Annotated in this window: 17 protein-coding genes; 7 read left to right on the top strand and 10 right to left on the bottom strand. The window is 70.9% G+C overall.

What is annotated here, in order from left to right; all coding sequences use genetic code 11:
- Window positions 1-27 precede the first annotated feature (27 nt).
- A complete protein-coding gene (locus AC5L3X_RS15520; RefSeq protein ID WP_494857564.1) occupies window positions 28-1,287 on the top strand; it encodes a hypothetical protein in 1,260 nt (419 codons plus the stop codon).
- Window positions 1,288-1,343: 56 nt separating this feature from the next.
- Here the strand turns inward: AC5L3X_RS15520 and AC5L3X_RS15515 are convergent, their stop codons facing one another.
- From AC5L3X_RS15515 to AC5L3X_RS15485, 7 genes are all read right to left on the bottom strand, one after another.
- Entirely contained in the window at window positions 1,344-2,096 is a 753-nt protein-coding gene (locus AC5L3X_RS15515) for a succinate dehydrogenase/fumarate reductase iron-sulfur subunit (RefSeq protein WP_494857563.1), read from the bottom strand.
- On the bottom strand, window positions 2,093-3,982 hold the full coding sequence (locus tag AC5L3X_RS15510) for a fumarate reductase/succinate dehydrogenase flavoprotein subunit (RefSeq protein WP_189124188.1): 1,890 nt from the start codon (window positions 3,980-3,982) through the stop codon (window positions 2,093-2,095). The genes AC5L3X_RS15515 and AC5L3X_RS15510 overlap by 4 nt, the downstream gene beginning before the upstream one ends.
- A gap of 12 nt (window positions 3,983-3,994) precedes the next feature.
- Complete coding sequence (sdhC, locus tag AC5L3X_RS15505; RefSeq protein ID WP_494857562.1) at window positions 3,995-4,786, bottom strand: succinate dehydrogenase subunit SdhC; 792 nt, start codon at window positions 4,784-4,786, stop codon at window positions 3,995-3,997.
- 204 nt (window positions 4,787-4,990) lie between these two features.
- The gene (locus AC5L3X_RS15500) at window positions 4,991-5,440 is read right to left on the bottom strand and encodes a response regulator (RefSeq protein WP_494857561.1); all 450 of its coding nucleotides are present in this window, start codon (window positions 5,438-5,440) and stop codon (window positions 4,991-4,993) included.
- Window positions 5,437-6,579, bottom strand: a complete 1,143-nt coding sequence (locus AC5L3X_RS15495; protein WP_494857560.1) for a sensor histidine kinase — start codon at window positions 6,577-6,579, stop codon at window positions 5,437-5,439. Before AC5L3X_RS15495 ends, AC5L3X_RS15500 begins: the two co-directional genes overlap by 4 nt.
- Window positions 6,576-7,712: a PP2C family protein-serine/threonine phosphatase gene (locus AC5L3X_RS15490; RefSeq protein ID WP_494857559.1), complete on the bottom strand. Its 1,137-nt coding sequence runs from the start codon at window positions 7,710-7,712 to the stop codon at window positions 6,576-6,578. The genes AC5L3X_RS15495 and AC5L3X_RS15490 overlap by 4 nt, the downstream gene beginning before the upstream one ends.
- A gap of 34 nt (window positions 7,713-7,746) precedes the next feature.
- On the bottom strand, window positions 7,747-8,676 hold the full coding sequence (locus tag AC5L3X_RS15485) for a LysR family transcriptional regulator (RefSeq protein ID WP_494857558.1): 930 nt from the start codon (window positions 8,674-8,676) through the stop codon (window positions 7,747-7,749).
- 136 nt (window positions 8,677-8,812) lie between these two features.
- Between AC5L3X_RS15485 and AC5L3X_RS15480 the strand changes: the two genes are divergently transcribed.
- From AC5L3X_RS15480 to AC5L3X_RS15470, 3 genes are read left to right on the top strand one after another with little or no spacing between them, the layout of a single operon-like run.
- Window positions 8,813-9,577, top strand: a complete 765-nt coding sequence (locus AC5L3X_RS15480; protein WP_494857557.1) for a succinate dehydrogenase cytochrome b subunit — start codon at window positions 8,813-8,815, stop codon at window positions 9,575-9,577.
- Window positions 9,574-11,499 (top strand): fumarate reductase/succinate dehydrogenase flavoprotein subunit, encoded by a 1,926-nt coding sequence (locus tag AC5L3X_RS15475; protein ID WP_189124194.1) that lies wholly within the window; start codon window positions 9,574-9,576, stop codon window positions 11,497-11,499. Before AC5L3X_RS15480 ends, AC5L3X_RS15475 begins: the two co-directional genes overlap by 4 nt.
- Window positions 11,496-12,236 (top strand): succinate dehydrogenase/fumarate reductase iron-sulfur subunit, encoded by a 741-nt coding sequence (locus tag AC5L3X_RS15470; protein ID WP_189124195.1) that lies wholly within the window; start codon window positions 11,496-11,498, stop codon window positions 12,234-12,236. The genes AC5L3X_RS15475 and AC5L3X_RS15470 overlap by 4 nt, the downstream gene beginning before the upstream one ends.
- Window positions 12,237-12,289: 53 nt before the next feature.
- Here AC5L3X_RS15470 and AC5L3X_RS15465 read toward each other — a convergent pair whose 3' ends face one another.
- The 3 genes from AC5L3X_RS15465 to AC5L3X_RS15455 form a co-directional block, all read right to left on the bottom strand.
- Window positions 12,290-13,129 carry an alpha/beta hydrolase family protein gene (locus AC5L3X_RS15465; RefSeq protein WP_494857806.1) on the bottom strand — a complete coding sequence of 280 codons (840 nt, stop codon included), beginning with the start codon at window positions 13,127-13,129 and terminating at the stop codon, window positions 12,290-12,292.
- 241 nt (window positions 13,130-13,370) lie between these two features.
- Complete coding sequence (locus tag AC5L3X_RS15460) at window positions 13,371-16,100, bottom strand: LuxR C-terminal-related transcriptional regulator (RefSeq protein ID WP_494857556.1); 2,730 nt, start codon at window positions 16,098-16,100, stop codon at window positions 13,371-13,373.
- 84 nt (window positions 16,101-16,184) lie between these two features.
- Window positions 16,185-16,808 (bottom strand): phosphotransferase, encoded by a 624-nt coding sequence (locus AC5L3X_RS15455; protein ID WP_494857555.1) that lies wholly within the window; start codon window positions 16,806-16,808, stop codon window positions 16,185-16,187.
- 107 nt (window positions 16,809-16,915) lie between these two features.
- Between AC5L3X_RS15455 and AC5L3X_RS15450 the strand changes: the two genes are divergently transcribed.
- From AC5L3X_RS15450 to AC5L3X_RS15440, 3 genes are read left to right on the top strand one after another with little or no spacing between them, the layout of a single operon-like run.
- The gene (locus tag AC5L3X_RS15450; RefSeq protein WP_189124198.1) at window positions 16,916-18,088 is read left to right on the top strand and encodes an MFS transporter; all 1,173 of its coding nucleotides are present in this window, start codon (window positions 16,916-16,918) and stop codon (window positions 18,086-18,088) included.
- Window positions 18,089-18,139: 51 nt separating this feature from the next.
- Window positions 18,140-19,828, top strand: coding sequence for an ABC transporter ATP-binding protein (locus tag AC5L3X_RS15445; protein WP_494857554.1), 1,689 nt, complete (start codon window positions 18,140-18,142; stop codon window positions 19,826-19,828).
- A 2-nt stretch (window positions 19,829-19,830) separates the two neighbouring features.
- Window positions 19,831-21,600 (top strand): ABC transporter ATP-binding protein, encoded by a 1,770-nt coding sequence (locus AC5L3X_RS15440; RefSeq protein WP_494857553.1) that lies wholly within the window; start codon window positions 19,831-19,833, stop codon window positions 21,598-21,600.
- The last annotated feature ends 6 nt before the right edge of the window (window positions 21,601-21,606 follow it).

Here is a 21,606-nt window from a genome sequence, read left to right as displayed (position 1 = left end):
TTGTTCGGGATTACGCGGAGGGCACTGGTGGCACGCACGCGAGCGACGGCCGTCTCCGCCATGGTCTTGGCCCTGGCCTTGACCGGTGTCGGCACGGCGCCTTTCATCATGCAGAGCGCGAGTGCCTCGGTGGCGTACGACCCCGGGGTCGAGCCGTGTGAGGCCGGTCAGGCGTGCGAGAGCGACCCGCAGGTCACGGTGACGGTCACCACGACGCTGGGCACGCCCACGCCGGACGAGCCGGAGACCACGATCACGCGGACCGTCACCAAGTCGCCCTCGAAGGCCCCGACGCCGAAGAAGACCACGGCCAGCCCGCCGCAGAACCTCCCGGAGCCCACGCAGCCGCAGAACCCGCAGCCCTTACCGACGCAGAGCGTCCAGGTGCCGGTCCCCAGCAGTGAGCCGACCGAGGAGCAGTCCGTCGAGATGCCGACGGTCGCCGGTAGCGAGACTCCCGTGGAGACCCTGTCCAGCGCCGCGCCGGAGATCACGACCAGCGAGCCGGTCCAGCTGGAGGTGCGCAACGCGGCGCCCGAGTTCGACCAGCGGGACGTGACGCAGAAGCTCAGCATCCCCGCGCTGATCCTGGTGCTGCTCGCGCTCTTCGCGGTGCTGATCTTCGAGGGCCGACTGCGCCGGTTGGCTCACGCGGCGGCCGTGCGCCGGGCGGGCCCCTACCCCGGCGCTTCGGGCGAGGCCGCCGGCCACCCAGCGGGCCCTGGCTATCCCGCAGGTCCCGGCTACCCGCCGGGCCCCGGCTTCCCGGGCGGTCCCGGCTATCCTTCCGCCGGCTACCCGGCGGGTCCCGGCTACGCGAGCGTGGGTTATCCGGCGCCGCCCGGCTACGCGCCGTACGCGCCGATCATCAGTTTCGTCCCGGTCCATACTCCCGGCGGCCCGGTGCAGTACGGCGCCGTGTACCAGGACCCCGCGTACGTCCCCGAGGCCCAGCCCGAGCCCGTGGTGCTGCACCCGGACGAGTACACCAGCGAGGAGGAGTCCTATCGGGCTCCCTTCGAGCCGCTGGTCCCGGTGGAGGAGCCGCCGGCCGACATTCCGGCGGGTGGCGCGGAGCCCTATGGCGACTCGCCCGAACGCCCTCTGGGGGCCGCGTCGGCGGCGGAGACGGGCGACTCCGAGCCCTGGCAGCAGACCGTGCAGGAGGCGCGACCGGCTGAGGCCGGACCGGGCGCTTCGCAGCCGGTGGCCGACGATGTGACGGCTGTGCAGCCGCTGCCTCAGCAGGAGGAGCGCGGGCGCGGCTGGTGGCGGCGCTCCAAATGATGTTCTAGTGATGTTCTCCGGCCGGTGGGGCCAACGCCCCACCGGCCCGGGAGTGGTTACTTCGCGCGCTTGAAGATCTTGTTTCCCAGCCACACGATCGGGTCGTACTTGCGGTCGACGACGCGCTCCTTCATGGGGATGAGGGCGTTGTCGGTGATCTTGATGTGCTCGGGGCAGACCTCGGTGCAGCACTTGGTGATGTTGCAGTAGCCGAGCCCGTGCTCGTCCTGCGCCGACTGCTGCCGGTCGGCCACGTCGTACGGGTGCATGTCGAGCTCGGCGATCCGCATGAGGAAGCGGGGCCCGGAGAAGTTGGGCTTGTTCTCCTCGTGGTCACGGATCACATGGCAGACGTTGTTGCACATGAAGCACTCGATGCACTTGCGGAACTCCTGGGACCGCTCGACGTCGACCTGCTGCATGCGGTACTCGCCGGGCCGCACCCCGTCCGGAGGCGTGAAGGACGGGACCTCTCGGGCCTTCTCGTAGTTGAACGAGACGTCGGTGACCAGGTCCTTGATGACGGGGAACGTCCGCATCGGTGTGACCGTGATCGTCTCGTCCTCCTCGAAGGTGGACATCCGGGTCATGCAGCCCAGCCGCGGCTTCCCGTTGATCTCCATCGAGCAGGACCCGCACTTGCCGGCCTTGCAGTTCCAGCGGACGGCGAGGTCGGGCGCCTGTGTGGCCTGCAGCCGGTGGATGATGTCGAGGACCACCTCGCCCTCGTTGACCTCGACGGTGAAGTCCTCGAGTTTGCCCTCGCCGCCCTCACCACGCCAGACCTTGAACTTTGCCTTGTAGCTCATGACTTCGCTATCCCGTCGAACTCGGCCATCTCTTCGTCGGTGAGGTACTTGGACAGCTCGTCCCGGTCGAACAGGGAGATCAGGTCGTCCCGCATCGAGGGCTGGACCCTCTCCTCGACCTTGACCGACGAGCCGTCGGAGGTGGAGCAGACGAGCAACTTGCGACGCCACTCGGGGTTCATGCCGGGGTAGTCGTCGCGGGTGTGCCCGCCGCGGCTCTCCTCGCGCAACAGCGCGGCGCGCGCCACGCACTCGGAGACCAGCACCATGTTGCGCAGGTCGAGCGCCAGGTGCCAGCCGGGGTTGTAGATGCGTGAGCCGGCCGCGCCGACCATCCGCACCCGCTCCTTGAGCTTCTCCACGACCTCCAGGGCCTCGGACACCTCTTCGGCCTTGCGGATGATGCCGACCAGCTCGTTCATCGTCCGCTGGAGCTCGTGGTGCACCTCGTAGGGGTTCTCGCCGGCCCGCTCCAGGGGCTCCAGGGCCTCGGCGCGGGCCTCCGCGACCAGCTCCTCGACGACCTTCGGCCGGGTCGGCAGCCTGTCGACGTACTCGGCCGCGCCCGCGCCGGCCCGGCGGCCGAAGACCAGCAGGTCGGACAGCGAGTTGCCGCCCAGCCGGTTGGATCCGTGCATGCCGCCCGAGACCTCGCCCGCGGCGAACAGCCCGGGCACGGCCGCGGCACCGGTGTCGGCGTCGACCTCGACCCCGCCCATGATGTAGTGGCAGGTCGGGCCCACCTGCATGGGTTCGGCGGTGATGTCGACGTCGGCCAGCTCCTTGAACTGGTGGTGCATCGACGGCAGCCGCTTCTTGATCTCCTCGGCGGGGAGCCGGGTGGACACGTCGAGGTAGACGCCGCCCTGGGGTGAGCCGCGACCGGCCTTCACCTCGGCGTTGATCGCGCGGGCCACCTCGTCACGAGGAAGCAGCTCCGGAGGCCGGCGGTTGTTGGCCTGGTCGGTGTACCAGCGGTCGCCTTCCTCCTCGGTGGTGGCGTACTTGTCCTTGAACACCTCGGGGATGTACTTGAACATGAAGCGCTCGCCCTCGGAGTTGCGCAGCACCCCGCCGTCACCGCGGACCGACTCGGTGACCAGGATGCCGCGCACGGACGGCGGCCAGACCATGCCCGTGGGGTGGAACTGGATGAACTCCATGTTGATCAGGTTGGCTCCGGCCAGCAGGGCCAGGGCGTGCCCGTCACCGGTGTATTCCCAGGAGTTGGACGTCACCACGTAGGACTTGCCGATGCCGCCGGTGGCCAGCACGACGGCCGGCGCGTCGAACAGGATCAGGTTGCCGGTCTCGCGCCAGTAGCCGAACGCGCCCGAGATGCGGTCGCCGTCCTTGAGCAGCCGGGTGATCGTGCACTCGGCGAAGACCTTGATGTAGGCCTCGTAGTCGCCGTGCGTCTCGTAGTCCTCCTGCTGGAGGGCGACCACGCGCTGCTGCAGGGTGCGGATCAGCTCCAGGCCGGTGCGGTCGCCGACGTGCGCGAGACGGGGATACTCGTGCCCGCCGAAGTTGCGCTGGCTGATCTTGCCGTCCTTGGTGCGGTCGAACAGCGCGCCCCAGGCCTCCAGCTCCCAGACCCGGTCGGCGGCCTCCTTGGCGTGGAGCTCGGCCATCCGCCAGTTGTTGAGGAACTTGCCGCCCCGCATGGTGTCACGGAAGTGCACCATCCAGTTGTCGTCGGGGTTGACGTTGCCCATGGCCGCCGCGGCGCCGCCCTCGGCCATGACCGTGTGCGCCTTGCCGAACAGCGACTTGCAGACGATGGCCGTGCGCTTGCCCTGCTGGCGGGCCTCGATCGCGGCCCGGAGCCCGGCGCCGCCCGCGCCGATGACGACGACGTCGTATTCGTGTCGCTCGATTTCCACTGAAAGATTTCCTTACGCGTACGGGAAGGCGATGATGCCATGGGCGACCATGCGGACGTAGAAGTCCGCGATCATGACGGAGAACATCGAGGCCCACGCGAGCTGCTGGTGCTTGGCGTTGAGCTTGGAGACGAACGTCCAGGCCCGGTAGCGCAGCGGGTGGCGGGAGAAGTGGTTGAGCCGGCCCGCGGTGATGTGCCTGCAGGAGTGGCAGCCGAACGTGTAGCCGAGGATGAGCACCGCGTTGACGATCAGGATCCAGGTGCCGAGGCCGAGCGGCTTGTGCACGAGGGCCAGGATCGCGTCGTAGGTGAGCACGAAGCCGATCAGCACCGCGAAGTAGAAGAAGTAGCGGTGGATGTTCTGCATGATCAGCGGGAGGCGGGTCTCACCGGTGTACTTGCCGTGCGGCTCGGCCACCGAGCAGGCGGGGGGCGAGAGCCAGAACGAGCGGTAGTAGGACTTGCGGTAGTAGTAGCAGGTCAGCCGGAATCCACCGGGCAGACCAAGGATCAGCAGCCCCGGCGGCAGGGTGTACCAGTCGCCGAACGGGGCGAGCCCCAGGAACCGTGCTCCCTCTGGGCAGGAGGTCGCGAGACACGGGGATGAGAACGGGGCGATGTACTCGGCCCCGGCCACGTAGTAGTTGCCGTCGAGGATCGCCCACACACCGTAGACGAGGAACGAGCTGAGCCCGAGGAATGTCAGCAGTGGGGCCAGCCACCATCTGTCGGTGCGCAGGGTGCGCACCTTGATCTGCGCACGCTGCCTTCTGACCGGCGCATCGGGCGTCGTCTGGGTCATCGCGGACCTCTCCACCTCCCACGGACCCGCACGCCTGGGATCCGGGTTGTTCGCTGGGCGCGCGTACGGCGGGGCGTCGTCTCCGCTCGGGCGCGCATTGGTGCGCCATACGTTACGACGCCAGCAGGGACATTTGTGAGAAGGGTCACTCACTTTTTGGCTGACCTGCTGTGATTCCCGTCACGTCGCCCGTCAGGGCGTCCGTCAGAGGCGCTGCCCGTGGGTCGGCAACTTAACCACAGAGACGAAAAAATCATCGATTTGTCGGACAACTCGGATGAATTGCTCGAAATCCACAGGCTTCGAGACGTACGCGTTGGCGTGCAGCTGGTAGCCCCGGAGGATGTCCTCCTCGGCCTCGGAGGTGGTCAGGATCACCACCGGAATGGTCCGGAGATCGGCGTCGGCCTTGACCTCGCGCAGCACCTCCAGGCCGTCCATCCGGGGCAGGTTGAGGTCGAGCAGCATCAGATCGGGGCGCGGCACGTCCTTGTAGACGTCCTCGCGGCGCAGGAACGCCATCGCCTGCTCGCCGTCGTTGACCACGTGCAGGCGGTTCTTGACCTTGTTGAGCTCGAAGGCCTCCTGGGTGAGCAGGATGTCGCCCTGGTCGTCCTCCACCAGGAGCACCTCGATCGGCCGCCAGTCGCTCATTCGTCCTCTCCAGCCGGGGGCAGGGTCCAGCGGAACGTCGTCCCGGGCCCCTCGGCGTCGCCGTCGAGCCAGAGCTGACCACCGTGGAAGTCGATGATCTTGCGGCAGAGGGCCAGCCCGATGCCGGTTCCTGGATACACGTCCCGCGGATGCAGCCGCTGGAAAATCAGGAAGATCCGGTCAGCGTACTTGGGTTCGACTCCGATCCCGTTGTCGGAGCAGTTGAACTCCCACATCTCGCCCGCGCGCCTGACCCCGATGTGCACGCGCGGCGGCGCCTCGGAGCGGAACTTCACGGCGTTCTCGACGAGGTTCTGGAAGAGCTGGGTGAGCTGGAGGCGGTTGCCGATGACCTTGGGCAGCTCGTCCGAGGTGACGACCGCCTCGGAGTCCTCGATCATGGCCGACAGGTTGTTCAGCGCGAGGCGCAGCGTCTCGCCCGTGTCGATGACCACGCGCTCGCCGCTCATCCGGCCGACCCTGGAGAAGTCGAGCAGGTCGTTGATGAGCAGCTGCATCCGCTTGGCGCCGTCGACCGAGTAGTGGATGTACTGCTTGGCCCGGTCGTCGAGCTGGTCGCCGTAGCGTTGTTCGAGCATCTGGGTGAAGCTGGCGATCTTGCGGAGCGGCTCCTGGAGGTCATGGCTGGCGACGTAGGCGAACTGCTCCAGCTCTCCGTTGGACCTGCGCAGCTCGTCGGCCTGCTCCTCGGCGGTGCGCCAGGCCGTCACGACGCGTACGCGCATGGCGTCGATGTGGCTCGACAGCTCGGCCAGCTCGGCCGGCCGGTCGACCCACAGGCGCTGGTCGAAGTCGCCGGACGCGACCTGGCGCACCTGCTCGGTGAGCTTCGCGATGGGCTTGAGCACGGTGTACCGGACGATGAGCGCGAGGCCGACGGCGACGGCGACGACCACCACGAACAGCACCACCAGCGCCGCGTTCAGCCGGTCGAGCTGCACCTCGACGGCGGGCCGCGGCCTGGCGTCGCGGACCGCCTCGATCATCAGGACGGTGAGCACGATCCCGCCCGCCAGGGCGATCACGGCGGCCAGACCCGTCGCGACGAACCAGCGGGCGACGGGCAGCCGGCCGAGCCCGGTCGGCTGCTCGGGCGGCGGCAGCGGGTGGATGCTCACTCGGGTCCCCTTCGTACGAGCACCACGGCGAGGTCGTCGCTCAGGGTGCCCACGTGTGTGATGAGCCGATCGAGGTCGATCGAGCCGTGTGCGCGGATCAGATCGACCAGCCCGTCGACCCCGAGGAGCTCTTTGTACTCGCCCACGACCGCCTCGATGAGGCCGTCGGTGTAGAGCATCATCGACCACTCCTCGCCCAGCGGGACGTCGAGGATCCGCCACTGGGCGTCGGGGAAGATGCCGAGCGGCGGGCCGGACGGCGTGTCCGCGACCACCTCGACCCTGCCGTCGCGCACCAGCACCGGCGGTGGGTGGCCGACCACCCGCATCCGGGCGTGCCGCAGGTCGGGGGTGATCGTGGCCATGCAGAGCGTGGTGAAGATCTCGGGAGCCTGGCGCTCGGCCCGCAGCACCGCGTCCAGCGTGCGCAGCATCCGGTCACCGGTCTGCCCGGCCAGCACGAGCGTGCGCCAGGCGATGCGCAGCGCCACGCCGAGCGCCGCCTCGGCCGGACCGTGCCCGCAGACGTCGCCGACCACGATGTGCACGGAGCCGTCGGGCGTCTGCACCGTGTCGAGGAAGTCGCCGGCGAGCAGCGAACCCTGGCTGCCGGGCAGGTAGCGAGTGGTGTGCCGCAGCGCGTCGGTGTGCAGCAGCGGCACGGGGAGCAGCCCGCTCTCCAGCCGGGAGTTCTCCTTGGCGGTCAGCTCGGCCGCGACGAGCGCGAGGTGCGCCAGGTCGGCGCGCTTGCGCTCCATCGCGTAGCGCACGGCCCTGGCCAGCAGCCGCGCGTCGATGTCCTGCTTGACCAGGTAGTCCTGGGCTCCCGCCTTGACCGCGGCGACGCCCACGTGCACGTCGCGCAGGCCGGTCAGCACCAGCACGGCCGCCTGCGGGGCCATGGCCAGCACCTGCTCCAGCGCCTCCAGCCCGGTGGCGTCGGGCAGGGTGAGGTCGACGAGCACGCACTGGATCTGGGAGGTGAGTTTGGCCTTGGTCTCCTGGAGGCTGCGCACCCAGGTGATCTTGGGCGGCGCCTCGGCCTGTTTGAGAAGCTCTTCGACCAGAAAGGCGTCACCGTCGTCGTCCTCGATGAGGAGCAGCGTCAGCGTTTCGGAGAGAGTTGCCGTCACACACGCCTCTTCGTGGCAGGGGGATCGTTGTCGCTCATTGTGTTATGAGTTCGACCCCTTGCGGAAGCGTGCCTTCCTGACCCGCCTCGATGACGAAGGCCAGAAGTGTCGCCCGGAACGCCTGAGCGGCTCTGGTGGGCTCCACGTCGCGGCGATGGGCCAGCGCGATCGTCCGGGTGAGCCCGGGGGGCGCCAGCGGGACGCCCCTCAGCCCCGGCCGCCCGTCGAGCACCATCGACGGCACCACGGCCACGCCCAGCCCGGCCTCGACGAACCTGAGCACCGCGTCCATCTCACCGCCCTCCACGGCCAGCCTCGGCTCGAACCCGGCCTGGCGGCACGCGGCCAGTGTCGCCTCACGCAGGTCGTAGCCGCGCCGGAACATCACCATCGGCTTGCCCCGCAGGTCGGCGATGCGCTGATGCGGCCTGCGGGTGGGCTCGTGCGAGGGCATGGCCACGACGAGATTCTCCCGTAGGACGTCCTCGGTCACCAGAGAGGGGTCATCGCTCTGCAGCGGCATGATGATCAGTGACAGGTCGAGCTGGCCACGGGCCAGCGCCCTGACGAGGTCGCGCGAGCCGCTCTCCTCGACCAGCAGCTCGATGCCGGGATAGTCGCGGTGGAAGCGGGCCAGGGCGTCGGCCAGCAGCCCGGCGCACAGCGACGGCGTCGCGCCCAGCCGCACCCGGCCCCGGCGCAGCCCGGCCAGCTCGGCCACCTCCTGCCTGGCGGTGTCGGCGTCGGCCAGCATCCGGCGGGCGAGGGGGAGCAGCGCCTCGCCGGCCGGGGTGAGCGTGACGTTGCCGCGCGCCCGGGAGAACAGCGGCGCGCCGAGCTCGGCCTCAAGGGCCTTGATCTGCTTGCTGAGCGACGGCTGGGCGACCCGCATCCGCTCGGCCGCCTGGGTGAAGTGCCTGGTCTCCGTCACGGCCACGAAGTAGGCGAGCTGCTGCAACTGCATGTGATATTCCTCGCACCGGGGGTGCGGATTCGCGACCGCAATCGCCGTACAAACCAGACATCATAGCCGAAGGCTATGAAAACGAGGCCCGTGATGACTTGGACGGGCCATCGCGGGATACCTAGCGTCAGAAGACGTGACTGCCACGATAGAGCGCGGCGCCGCCACCGCGCCTGTGTCCTCCCCCAAGTCCGGCCGGCCCGCGAAGAGACCAACGGCTCGGAGGCCCGGAGGGTTCCTGGGCTCCTCGAACGGCAAGAAAGCCGTCATGGCCGTCACGGGCGCCGTGATGGTGATCTTCCTCCTCGCTCACATGCTGGGCAATATCAAGATCTTCTTCGGCAGGGAGTCGTTCAACGCGTACGCGCACGGGCTGCGCACGCTGCTGGAGCCCATGGCGCCGTACCGGCTGCTGCTGACGGTCCTGGAGATCGTGCTCGTCGTCTCGGTGGTGGCGCACATGTGGGCCGCGATCTCGCTGGCGCGGCGCGCCCGCAAGGCCCGGCCGGTGAAGTACGTGGCGAAGAAGTCGCAGGCCGGGGGCTACACCACGCACATCATGCGGTTCGGTGGCGTCACGATCGTGCTGTTCGTCGTCTGGCACCTGCTCGACCTGACCTTCGGCGTGGTCAACCCCAAGGGCTTCGACTCCACGCCCGCCGACCGCATGATCGCCGGGTTCGACGCGTCGCGCTGGTGGGTGACGCTGCTCTACGTGGTGGCCGTCGTCATGATCGGGCTGCACCTGCGGCACGGCATCTGGAGCGCCTTCCAGACACTCGGCCTGGCCAACCGCGCCCGCTACCGGGCGCTGAAGGCGGTCGCCGCGCTGGTCTCGGCCGCCCTGGTCATCGGGTTCCTCGCCCCGCCCCTCGCCATCACGTTCGGAGTGATCAAGTGAACTACGTCGAAGGGGCGCCGATCCGCGACACGAAGGCTCCCGCCGGGCCCATCGAGGAGCGGTGGGAGAAGCGGAAGTTCGGCGCGAAGCTCGTCAACCCGGCCAACAAGCGCAAGCTCAACGTCATCGTGGTCGGCACCGGTCTGGCGGGCGGGTCGGCCGCCGCCACCCTGGGCGAGCTGGGCTACCGCGTCAAGTCGTTCTGCTACCAGGACACGCCGCGGCGCGCGCACTCCATCGCCGCGCAGGGCGGGATCAACGCCGCGAAGAACTACCGCGGCGACGGCGACTCCATCTACCGGCTGTTCTACGACACCGTGAAGGGCGGCGACTTCCGCGCCCGCGAGTCGAACGTCTACCGGCTGGCGCAGGTCTCGGTGAACATCATCGACCAGGCCGTGGCCCAGGGCGTGCCGTTCGCCCGCGAGTACGGCGGCCTGCTCGACACGCGCTCGTTCGGCGGCGCGCAGGTGTCGCGCACCTTCTACGCCCGCGGCCAGACGGGCCAGCAGCTGCTGCTCGGCGCCTACCAGGCGCTGGAGCGGCAGATCGCGGCCGGGACCGTGGAGATGTTCACCCGGCACGAGATGCTCGACCTGATCGTCGCCGACGGCCGGGCCAGAGGCGTCATCGTCCGCGACATGGTGACCGGTGAGATCGAGCGGCACGTGGCCGACGCGGTCGTGCTGGCCACCGGCGGCTACGGCAACGTGTTCTTCCTGTCCACGAACGCCAAGGGCTGCAACACCACGGCCATCTGGCGGGCGCACGAGCGGGGCGCGTACTTCGCCAACCCCTGCTACACGCAGATCCACCCGACCTGCATCCCGGTGTCGGGCGAGTACCAGTCGAAGCTGACGCTGATGTCGGAGTCGCTGCGCAACGACGGCCGCGTGTGGGTGCCGCTGCGCAAGGGCGACGGCCGTGCGCCCGGGGACATTCCCGAGGACGAGCGCGACTACTACCTGGAGCGCATCTACCCGGCGTTCGGCAACCTCGTCCCCCGCGACATCGCCTCGCGCGCGGCGAAGAACGTCTGCGACGAGGGCCGCGGCGTCGGTCCCGGCGGCCTCGGCGTCTACCTCGACTTCCGCGACGCGATCGGCCGGCTCGGCCGGGACGCCGTGGAGAAGAAGTACGGCAACCTCTTCGAGATGTACGAGCGCATCACCGGCGAGAACCCCTACGACGTGCCGATGCGCATCTACCCGGCGGTCCACTACACGATGGGCGGACTGTGGGTCGACTACGACCTGCAGTCCACGATCCCCGGGCTGTTCGTGATCGGCGAGGCCAACTTCTCCGACCACGGGGCCAACCGCCTCGGCGCGTCGGCCCTGATGCAGGGCCTGGCCGACGGCTACTTCGTGCTGCCGACCACCATCGGCGACTACCTGGCGGCCGGGCCGTTCGGCGAGGTCGACGAGGAGGCCGTGGCGGCCGCCGAGATCAAGGTGCGCTCCAGGATCGACCGGCTGCTCGCGGTCAACGGCACGCGCACGCCCGACTCCTTCCACCGCGAGCTGGGCAAGCTCATGTGGGAATACTGCGGCATGGAGCGCACCGAGCAGTCGTTGCGCAAGGCCCTGGAGCGCATCCCCGAGCTGCGCGAGGAGTTCTGGCGCGACGTCAAGGTCTCCGGCACCGCCGAGGAGCTGAACCAGGTGCTGGAGAAGGCCGGCCGTGTCGCCGACTTCTTCGACCTGGCCGAGCTCATGTGCCTGGACGCCCTCGTCCGCACCGAGTCGTGCGGCGGCCACTTCCGGGCCGAGTCGCAGGACGCCGACGGTGAGGCGCTGCGCGACGACGAGACCTTCGCTCACGTCTCGGCCTGGGAGTACTCGCCCGAGGGCGAGCCGGTGCTGCACAAGGAACCGCTCGAGTACGAGTACGTCAAGATGACCCAGCGGAGCTACAAGTGAACCTGACCCTGAAGGTCTGGCGGCAGAGCGGCCCCTCCGACGCCGGACGGATGGTGACCTACCGGGTCGAGGACGTCTCGCCGGACATGTCCTTCCTGGAGATGCTGGACGTGCTCAACGAGCGGCTCATCCTCGAAGGCGACGACCCGGTGGCCTTCGACCACGACTGCCGCGAAGGCATCTGCGGCATGTGCGGCATGGTCATCAACGGTGTCGCGCACGGCGAGCAGCGCGCCACCACCACCTGCCAGCTGCACATGCGCCACTTCGAGGACGGCGCCACCATCACCATCGAGCCCTGGCGGGCCGCGCCGTTCCCGGTGGTGAAGGACCTGGTCGTCGACCGATCGGCGTTCGACCGCGTCATCCAGGCGGGCGGCTTCGTCTCGGTGCCGGCCGGGTCCGCTCCCGACGCGCACAGCATCCCGGTGCGCAAGGAGGACGCCGACGACGCCTTCGACGCCGCCACCTGCATCGGCTGCGGCGCCTGCGTGGCGGCCTGCCCCAACGGCTCGGCCTCCCTCTTCACCGCCGCCAAGATCACCCACCTGAGCCTGCTGCCCCAGGGGCAGCCGGAGCGGCTCTCACGCGCCAAGGCGATGGTGGACCAGATGGACGCCGAGGGCTTCGGCGGCTGCACCAACACCGGCGAGTGCACCGCGGTCTGCCCCAAGGGCATCCCGCTGGACACGATCGCCCAGATGAACAGCGACTACCTCAAGGCCAACGCCAAGTAGCGCGAAACGGGTCCGGCCTCCCGCCCAGGGGACGGGAGGCCGGGGTCAACGGGTCAGGAGTGCGGGCAGGTGTCGCGGTACTCCTCGATGTCGCTGCGCCGGGGCGCCGGGCAGAGGAACCGCTCATAGCGCGTGTCGTCGTCCACGAACCTCTTCAGCCAGGCGACCATGTACTTGCCGGTCGGGGTGTTGGTCGTCTGCGGGAAGAAGTGGCTGGCGCCGTTGAGCTCCATGTACGCCTTCTCCGACGAGGCGGGGATGCTCTCGTAGAACGGCTGGGAGTGGGTGGTCACGGAGGCGACCGAGTCGTTCTCGCCACCGATGATCATGGTCGGGACCCGTACACCTGACCAGCTCTTGGTCAGGTTCCACGGGGCCAGCGGGACCGCGGCCTGCAGGCTGGGCCGATCGTTGGCGGCCTCCAGGGAGCCGCCGCCGCCCATGGAGTGGCCCGCCACGGCCAGCCGGGAGGCGTCGATGCGGCTGCGGACCGCCGTCGAGCTGTCCTCGACCAGGTAGTCCAGGGCGGCCAGGAGCTGGCGGCCGCGACTGGCGGGCTGGTCGTAGCGGGTGTTGGTCTCGATGCCGATCACCACGAAGCCGTGCGAGGCGATGCGGGGGCCGAGCCAGGAGATGCTCGACCACGAGGCGGTGTAGCCGGGGGAGATGGCGATCGCCCCGAACGTGCCCTGACTGGTGTCGTTCGGGTAGTAGATCTGGCCGCCGCCGAACCCGCTCACGCTGAGCGAGGAGACGGACTGCTGGGAGGTGGCGAACGGGCCGCGGCTCGCCTCCAGGACGGAGTCGGTGGGGTCGGGGCCGCGCTCGTACGGGCCGGCGGCGTGGGCGGCGGGGGTGAGGGCGAGGGTGCCGCACGCCAGGGTCACGGCCATGGCGAGCTTCGTGAGGGTTCGCGCGGTGGGGAGAGACACGTCGGGAACTCCATGTTCGCTGGGGGTCCGGTGGGGGGAATCCGGGAACCGGTGTCCGCCGACATTGTTGAGCCCGCCTGTCAGCACCCGCATCGCGTGAATCGCCGGTCTCAGGAGAGGCGGCACGCCGGTTCCGCGGGACGTGCGTCGCCGGCCTCAGGAGACGTGGCACGCCGGTTTCGGAGGACGTGCGTCGCCGGTCTCAGGAGAGCAGCCGCGCCAGTTCCACCCGCGAGCGCACGCCCAGTCTGACGAAGACGTTCCTGAGGTGGTGGTCGATCGTGCGCGGGCTCAGGAAGAGCCGCTCGGCGACCTCCCTGTTGGTCGCGCCCTCCGCGACCAGCCGGGCGATCCGCAGTTGCTGCGCGGTGAGCAGTCGCTCCGGGTCTCCGGCGGGTGAGACGTGGACGACGGCCTCGCCGGAGGCGCGCAGCTCCGCCCGGGCCCGCTCGCTCCACAGCACCGCGCCCAGCCGCTCGAACGTCTCCAGCGCGCCGTGCAGGTGCTCCCGCGCGGCGCCGGGCCGCCGCTCCCTGCGCAGGGCTCCGCCGTACAGCAGTTGGGTGCGGGCGGTCTCGAACCGGCAGGCGCCCTGGCGGTGCAGCTCCAGAGCCTCGCAGAACAGCTCACCCGCCTCGCCCGGCGCGGCGAGCAGCGCCCGGCAGCGCGCGACGAGCGCGAGCCGGTCGGGGCTGCCGGTGCTGGCCGCCCAGCGCTCCAGCACCCGCAGGGCCGCCGCGGCCCGCCTCCTGTCACCGGTACGGGTCGCCGCCTCGATGAAGTGCGGGCTGGCCATGACCCGGATGACGACGTGGTCGTTGCCGTGCCGGCCGCGCAGCCGGGCGGCCGCCTCCGCCGGACGCCCGATGGACAGGTCGAGATGGGCCAGCGCCCAGTTGCCGAGCGTGGTGGCGATGCCCAGGCCATGGGACTCGGCCAGCTCGATCGCGGCGTGGGCCCGGTCGCGGCAGCTCTCCGCGTCGCCCTGGACGGCGGCGGCGTGCGCCAGCCAGGCCAGGTGCTGGGCCGCGGCGTTGAGCTGGCCCGACTCCTGGGCCAGCCGCAGCCCCTCGGTGGCGTGGGCCGCGACGGAGGAGTAGCGGCCCAGCCAGAACTGCGCCTGGATCATCGACTCCAGCAGCTGCGGCACGACGCTGACCGCGCCGCGCCGCCTCGCCGTGTCGACGGCCCGGGCCGACAGCTCGATCGCCGTGGCGTCCTCGCCGAGCAGCAGGCTCGCCACGCACGCCCAGACCAGCGTCACCGGGCTGCTCACCGCCGAGGCCAGCTCCACGACCCGGCGTAGCGGCCCGGCGGCGGCCCGGTGCCGGCCGCTGAACGTGGCCGCTATCCCCTCCAGGTACTCGAACATGAGCTGCGCGGTCACGCAGTCGTCGCCGCGGCGCAGCACCGCGGCCTGCCCGGCGATGGCGTGCAGGGCGCGGATGTCGCCGGCCAGATAGCTGGCCTCGGCCGCCTGCAGCAGCGCCTTCACCCCGACCAGCCGGTCGTGTTCGACCAGCCAGGTGGCCGCGGCCAGCAGCTTGTCGCGGGCACTGTCGGCGTTGCCGCTCAGCAGCTCCAGCCGGCCGTACATCAGCTCGGCCTGACCGCGCGAGGAGTCGGACGCCACGGGGCGGCGCAGCCAGGTCAGCAGCGACCTGGCGCGCGGGAAGTCGCCGGACACCCACGCGTGGCGGGCGGCCGCGGCCAGCCATTCGGCCCTGCTGGCGTCGTGGCCGGTCAGCCGGGCAGCGCGTTCGTAGGCCAGGGAGGGGCCGGGATGGCCGTGACGCGTGGCGGTCGAGGCGGCGGCGGCCAACTCGGCGGCGAGCCGTTCGGGCGGGCCGTCCAGCGCGACCGCTCGGTGCCAGGCCCGGGCCAGCCGACGGCTCTGCCCGTCGAGGAGGTCGCCGAGCAGCCGGTGCGCGGCCCGCCGCCGGGCGAGCGGGGCCTCGGCGTAGGCGACGGCGCGGACCGTCTCGTCGGTGTAGACGTACCGCTCACCCTCGGCGCGGATCACCCCGGCGTTCTCGGCGGGTGCCAGCAGGGACAGCGGGTCGGCCGGTTCGGCGGCCAGGATCAGCGTCGCCGTGTCGAGACCCGGATCGGCCGCGAGGAGCAGCAGCAGGAACCGGGTGTCCTCGGGCAGGCCCGCCAGCCGGTCGGCGTGCGCGCGGTGCAGCCGCCCATGGACGGGCAGGCTGTCGGGCGCCGGCGCGAGCCCGGCCAGCTGCTCGGCGCTGAGCGACTCCACCAGCTCGCGCAGGGCGAGCGGGTTGCCCCGAGAGATCCGCTCCAGGCTGCCGCGCAGGTCGTCGGAGAGGCTGCCCGGCAGCAGCTCCGCCGCCAGGGCGCGGGTCGCGGCCTGGTCCAGCGGCTCCAGCGTCCGCACCGGGACGTCGCCCGGCAGCTCGCCCGGCGGCCCGGCCGCGTCCCACGCCGTGAACAGCAGCGCGATCCGCTCCCCGGCCACCCTCCTGGCCGCGAACGTCAGCGCCTCCCGGCTGGCCGCGTCGAGCAGGTGCAGGTCGTCGACGCAGACCAGCACCGGTTCCGGGCCGGCCAGCTCGCGCAGGAACTCCAGCAGCGCGGCGGGCAGCGCGACCCCGCCGTCGCTGCGGCCCAGCCGGAGCGCCCAGGTCAGCACGTGTGACCGGATCAGGCCCGCCACCGGGTGCAGCAGCGCGTGCAGGCCGGACAGCGGCAGGTGCGTCTCCTGGCGGATCCCCCGGACGCGCAGCACGGCGAAATCGCCCGCCAGGGTGCCGGCGAGGTCGAGCACGGCGGTTTTGCCGATGCCCGGCGAACCCAGCAGGGCCAGCGCGCCGCCGGCTCCCTGACGTGCCCGGTCGAGCAGCAGCCGCACGGCGGCCTCCTCGGCGGCGCGCCCGTGCAGGACGCTCTGGCGCGTGACAGCGGCTGACGACATGACCAGAGTGTTACTCGCGGGTGTCAACCGATAAAGGGGGGCGGTGTAAAGACATCCGGGACCGGCGAAATCGCCGATGCGCGGTCAGTGGGCGGTCCAGGCGGCGGTGGTCTCCAGGTGGTGGCGCCACAGCTTCTCGCCCTCGCCGCCCGGCTCCCGGCGCGCCGCGAAGTCGAGCAGGTCGCGGCAGCGGGCGAGCATGGCCGCGTGCCGCCGCTCCCACGGCGGCACCGGGCCGTCGTAGGCGTCGAAGAAGGAGGCCAGAGACGGCACGTGCGCGGGATGGTGGGTGCGGACGATCCATTCGCACCAGGCGAGGTCCTCGAGCGGCACGCCCTGGTGCGCCCACTCCCAGTCGAGGATCGCGGCCGTCTCGAACGTCTCGGGGTCGAACAGCAGGTTCTGCGGGCCGAAGTCGCCGTGGACGATCCCCAGCCGGTGGATGCGGGTGAGCGTGCGCCCGCAGCCGGCCAGCACCTCGGCCGCCCGGCCGTCGTCCAGCAGGTCCTCGCCGTGGACGCCGTCGACGAACCGGATGGTCAGGCTCGTCGCGGTGATCTGGTGGACGGCGGGCACCGGCAGCCGCCCCTTCAGCCTGCGCAGGAACCTGCTCTCGGTGCGCAGCCGCGTGGCCGCGCCCGGCCCCTGGTAGCACTTGACCACCAGGGCGCCGTCGCCGACCGTGCTGTTGGTGTAGCCGTGCCTCACAGGCAACGATTCTGGCCTAACGGCGGCCCGGACATCACCCGGCGCGCCAGGCGCATTTGGCATACCCCGCATCACTACCCTATGTGACGACATGTTACAGATGGTGTATGGCAGAACTGCGCAGCGGTCAGACGCACAACCTGGTCCTCGCGACCTCGGCGTTCGCCCTCACGTTTTGGGCGTGGAACCTGATCGGGCCGCTGAGCAGCAGCTACACCAAGAGCCTGCACCTGGCGCCGACGCAGACCTCGCTGCTGGTCGCGATCCCGGTGCTGGTCGGCTCGCTGGGACGGATCCCCGTCGGCGTGCTGGCCGACCGGTTCGGCGGGCGGCGGATGTTCGCGGTCATCTGCTTCCTGTCGATCGTGCCCGTCCTGCTCGTCGGCTGGTCCGACTCGTACGGATGGCTGCTGTTCTGGGGGTTCCTGCTGGGGATTCCCGGCACCTCCTTCGCGGTCGGCATCCCCTTCGTGAACGCCTGGTACGAAGCCCCGCGGCGCGGCTTCGCCACCGGGGTGTTCGGGGCCGGGATGGGGGGCACGGCCCTGTCGGCGTTCTGCACGCCCCGGCTGGTCGAGGCGCTCGGGCGCGGGGCCACGCACGTGCTGATGGCGGTGGCGCTGGCGGCGATGGGCCTGATCATGCTGGCGTTCAGCCGCGACTCGCCCGCGTGGCGGCCCGCGACCCAGCCGGCGCTGCCCCGGATCCGCGAGGCGCTGAAGGTCAAGGCGACCTGGCAGTGCTCGTTCCTGTACGCGGTGACGTTCGGGGGGTTCGTCGCCTTCTCCACCTACCTGCCCACGCTGCTGGAGAACGTGTACGCGTACGTCCAGACCGACGCCGGGCTGCGCACCGCCGGATTCTCCATCGCGGCCGTGCTCGCCAGGCCGTTGGGCGGCATTCTCTCCGACCGGATCGGGCCGGTCCGGGTGCTGCTCATCTCGTTCGCCGGGGTCGTGGTCATGGCGGTCGTGCTGTGCTTCCGGCCGCCGCCGGAGCTACCCGCCGGGGTCACTTTCGTGTTGATGGCGCTCCTGCTCGGTCTCGGCACCGGAGGCGTGTTCGCGCTGGTCGCCAAGGTGGTCGAGGCGTCACGGGTGGGCACCGTCACCGGTCTGGTGGGGGCGGCCGGAGGGCTCGGCGGCTACTTCCCGCCCCTGGTCATGGGCGTCGTCTACAGTGCCACGGCGGCGTACACGCTGGGTTATCTGCTGCTGGCCCTGACCGCGCTGGTGGCGCTCGTCTACACGTTCAGGGCTTTCAGGGCGCTGCCCTCCTGACGCGAAAACCGTTTGCCTGGTCAACCCGTGCCTTGCCAATCTTGACAGGTTATGCGCTCCCTTCCTCAAGCCGATCCCGGCGTGCCCGACATCCGCGGTCCACTGCGCTACCTGTGGTGGAACGCGCGCTCCCAGCTGCCCTCCCTTCTGGCCGGCATCGCGTTCGCGATCGTCTGGTGGCTGGTGCAGGCGCTGGTGCCCGCCGTGCTGGGCAAGGGCATCGACGCCGTCACGGCCAAGGACACCGGGGCGCTGCTGACCTGGTCGGCGCTCCTGCTCGGGCTCGGCCTGGTGCAGGCGGGCTCCGGCATCATGCGGCACCGGATGGCCGTCTACAACTGGCTGGCCGCCGCCTACCGCACCGTCCAGGTGACCGCCAGGCAGGCCGCCCGCCTCGGGGCCACGCTGCCCAAGCGGCTGTCGACCGGAGAGGTGGTCAGCGTCGGCAACTCCGACATCGCCCACATCGGCACCGCGATGGACATCCTGCTGCGCGGCACCGGCGCGGTCGTGGCGATCGTCACGGTCACCGTGATCCTGCTCTCCACCTCGCTGCCCCTGGGCCTCCTGGTGCTCATCGGCGTGCCCGTCATGGCCGTCGCCGTCGGGCCGCTGCTCAAGCCGCTGCACCGGCGCCAGAACCTCCAGCGCGACCTGACCGGCGACCTGTCCACCCGGTCGGCCGACATCGTGGCCGGGCTGCGGGTGCTGCGCGGCATCGGCGGCGAGCAGGTGTTCGCCGAGCGCTACCGCGAGGAGTCGCAGCGGGTCCGTCATGCGGGGGTCGGCGTCGCCAGGGTCGATTCGCTGCTGGAGGGCGCGCAGATCCTGCTCCCCGGCATTCTGATCGCCACCGTCACCGGCGTCGGCGCGTCGTTCGCGGTCGGCGGTGAGATCACGGTCGGCCAGCTGGTCGCCTTCTACGGCTACGCCGTCTTCCTGATCGGCCCGATGCGCACCCTCACCGAAGCCGCCGACAAGCTGACCAAGGGTCACGTGGCCGCCCGCCGGGTGGTGCGGATCCTGTCCATCGAGCCCGAGGTGTCGGGCGGCACCGGCGCCAGCAAGGGCGGCGTGCTCCGCGACTCCTACAGCGGCGTGACCGTGCGGCCGGGCGTGCTGACCGCCGTCGCGGCCGCCACGCCCGAGGAGGCGATCACGATCGCCGACCGGCTGGGCCGCTACGCCGACGGCGACGTCACCTTCGGCGAGGCCGACCTCGCCACGCTGCCGATCGCCGAGATCCGCTCGCGCATCCTGGTCGCCGACAACGGCGCCAGGCTGTTCACGGGCAGGCTCCGCGACGAGCTCGACGTCCGTGGCGGCGCCTCCGACGAGCAGGTACGGCAGGCGCTGCACACGGCGTGCGCCGAGGACATCGTCGAAGCCCTGCCCGAAGGGCTCGACGCCGAGGTGGCCGAGGCCGGGCGGGAGTTCTCCGGTGGCCAGCAGCAGCGGCTCCGGCTGGCCAGGGCGCTGCTCTTCGACCCCGAGGTGCTCGTCCTGGTCGAGCCGACCAGCGCGGTCGACGCCCACAGCGAGGCGCGCATCGCCGACCGGCTGGCCAAGGCCCGCGCCGGCCGGACCACGCTGATCTGCACGACCAGCCCGCTGGTGCTCGATCGCACCGACCATGTGATCTACGTCGAGGACGGCAGGATGGTCGCCGAGGGCGCGCACCGCGACCTGCTGGCCTCCTCACCGAGATACGCCGCGACCGTGACCAGAGGGGAGGACTGACGATGGCCCGCGAGATCCTGCCCGTCGCCGACGAGAGACAGGTGCGCGCCTACGCCAGGCGGCTGACGCTGAGATATCCGCGTCAGCTCACCGTCGCCCTGGTCCTGCACGGGCTCGCGGCGGTCGCCGGGCTGGCCGTGCCCTGGCAGCTCGGCGCGCTGGTGCAGACCGTACGCGACGGCGGCGAGGTGAGCGTCGGCCTCGTGGTCCTCGGCATCGGTGGGTTCCTGCTGCTGCAGAGCGTTCTCATCCGCTACGCGGTGCTGGCCTCGGCCCGGCTCGGCGAGAAGGTCCTCGCCGAGTTGCGCGAGGAGTTCGTCGACCGGGTGCTCGGCCTGCCGCTGTCGACGGTCGAGCGGGCCGGGGCGGGCGATCTGATCACCAGGACGACGCGCGACGTCGACTCGCTGTCCAGGACCGTTCGCCACGCCGTGCCCGAGACACTGATCGCGGTGGTCACCTTCGCGATCACCATCGGGGCGATCGTGCTGGTCAGCCCGTTGCTCATGCTGCCGATGCTGATCGCGGGCCCCATCCTGTGGTGCGCGACGCGGTGGTACCTCAACCGGGCCCGCGACGGCTACCTGCGCGAGAACGCGGCCTACGCCGACATGACCGAGGGGCTGGCCGAGACCGTCGACGGCGCTCGGGCGATCGAGGCGCTCGGCCTGCACCGGCGGCGCGAGCAGCGCACCGACGACGACATCCGCGGGTCGTTCGGCGCCGAGCGCTACACCCTGCGCCTGCGCACGATCTGGTTTCCCGCCGTGGAGCTGGGCTACGTCCTCCCGGTCTGCGCCACGCTGTTCGTCGGCGGGCTCTTCTACACCAACGGCTGGGTGTCGCTGGCCCAGGTCACCGCGGCCACCCTCTACGCCCAGCAGCTGATCGACCCGCTCGACCGGTTCCTCATGTGGATCGACGAGCTGCAGGTCGGCGGCGCGGCCCTGGCGCGGCTGCTCGGCGTGGCCAACGTGCCCGACGACCGGGCGCCCTCCGCCACCCGCCCCACCGGCGAGCTGATGGAGGCCGACGATGTCCGCTACGCCTACCGCGAGGGCCGCGACGTGCTCCACGGTGTCTCCCTGACCGTCAGGCCGGGCGAACGGCTGGCCATGGTCGGCCCCTCGGGCGCGGGCAAGTCGACCCTCGGCAGGCTGCTGGCCGGCATCCACGGCCCCCGCACCGGCGCCGTGTCGGTCGGCGGGGTGCCCCTCGTCGACCTGCCGCTCGACGAGCTGCGCGGCCACGTCGCGCTGGTCACCCAGGAGCACCACGTGTTCAAGGGCACGCTCCGCGACAACCTGCTGATCGCCCGGCCCGGGGCCGACGACACGGCGGTCCGCGCGGCGCTCGACGCGGTCGACTCGCTCGACTGGGTGCTCGGCCTGCCCGACGGCCTCGACACGGTCGTCGGCTCGGGCGGGCTGGCCGTCTCGCCCGCCCAGGCCCAGCAGCTGGCACTGGCCCGTCTGGTGCTGGCCGACCCGCACACGCTGGTGCTGGACGAGGCGACCTCGCTGATCGACCCGCGCGCCGCTCGGCACCTGGAGCGGTCGCTGGCCGCGGTGCTGGAGGGGCGGACGGTCATCGCCATCGCGCACCGCCTCTACACGGCCCACGACGCCGACCGGGTCGCGGTGGTGGAGGACGGCCGGATCAGCGAGCTCGGGTCACACGACGAGCTGGTGGCGGCGGGCGGCTCGTACGCGGCGCTGTGGAGCAGCTGGCACGGCGCGCCCACCCGTCCGCCGCACGAACCGGTGCGCTGACGCCGC

The sequence above is a fragment of the Nonomuraea sp. CX421 genome, from assembly GCF_059358955.1.
The sequence above is the reverse complement of the archived record's forward strand: the minus strand, read 5'-3'. Positions and strand labels throughout refer to the sequence as shown.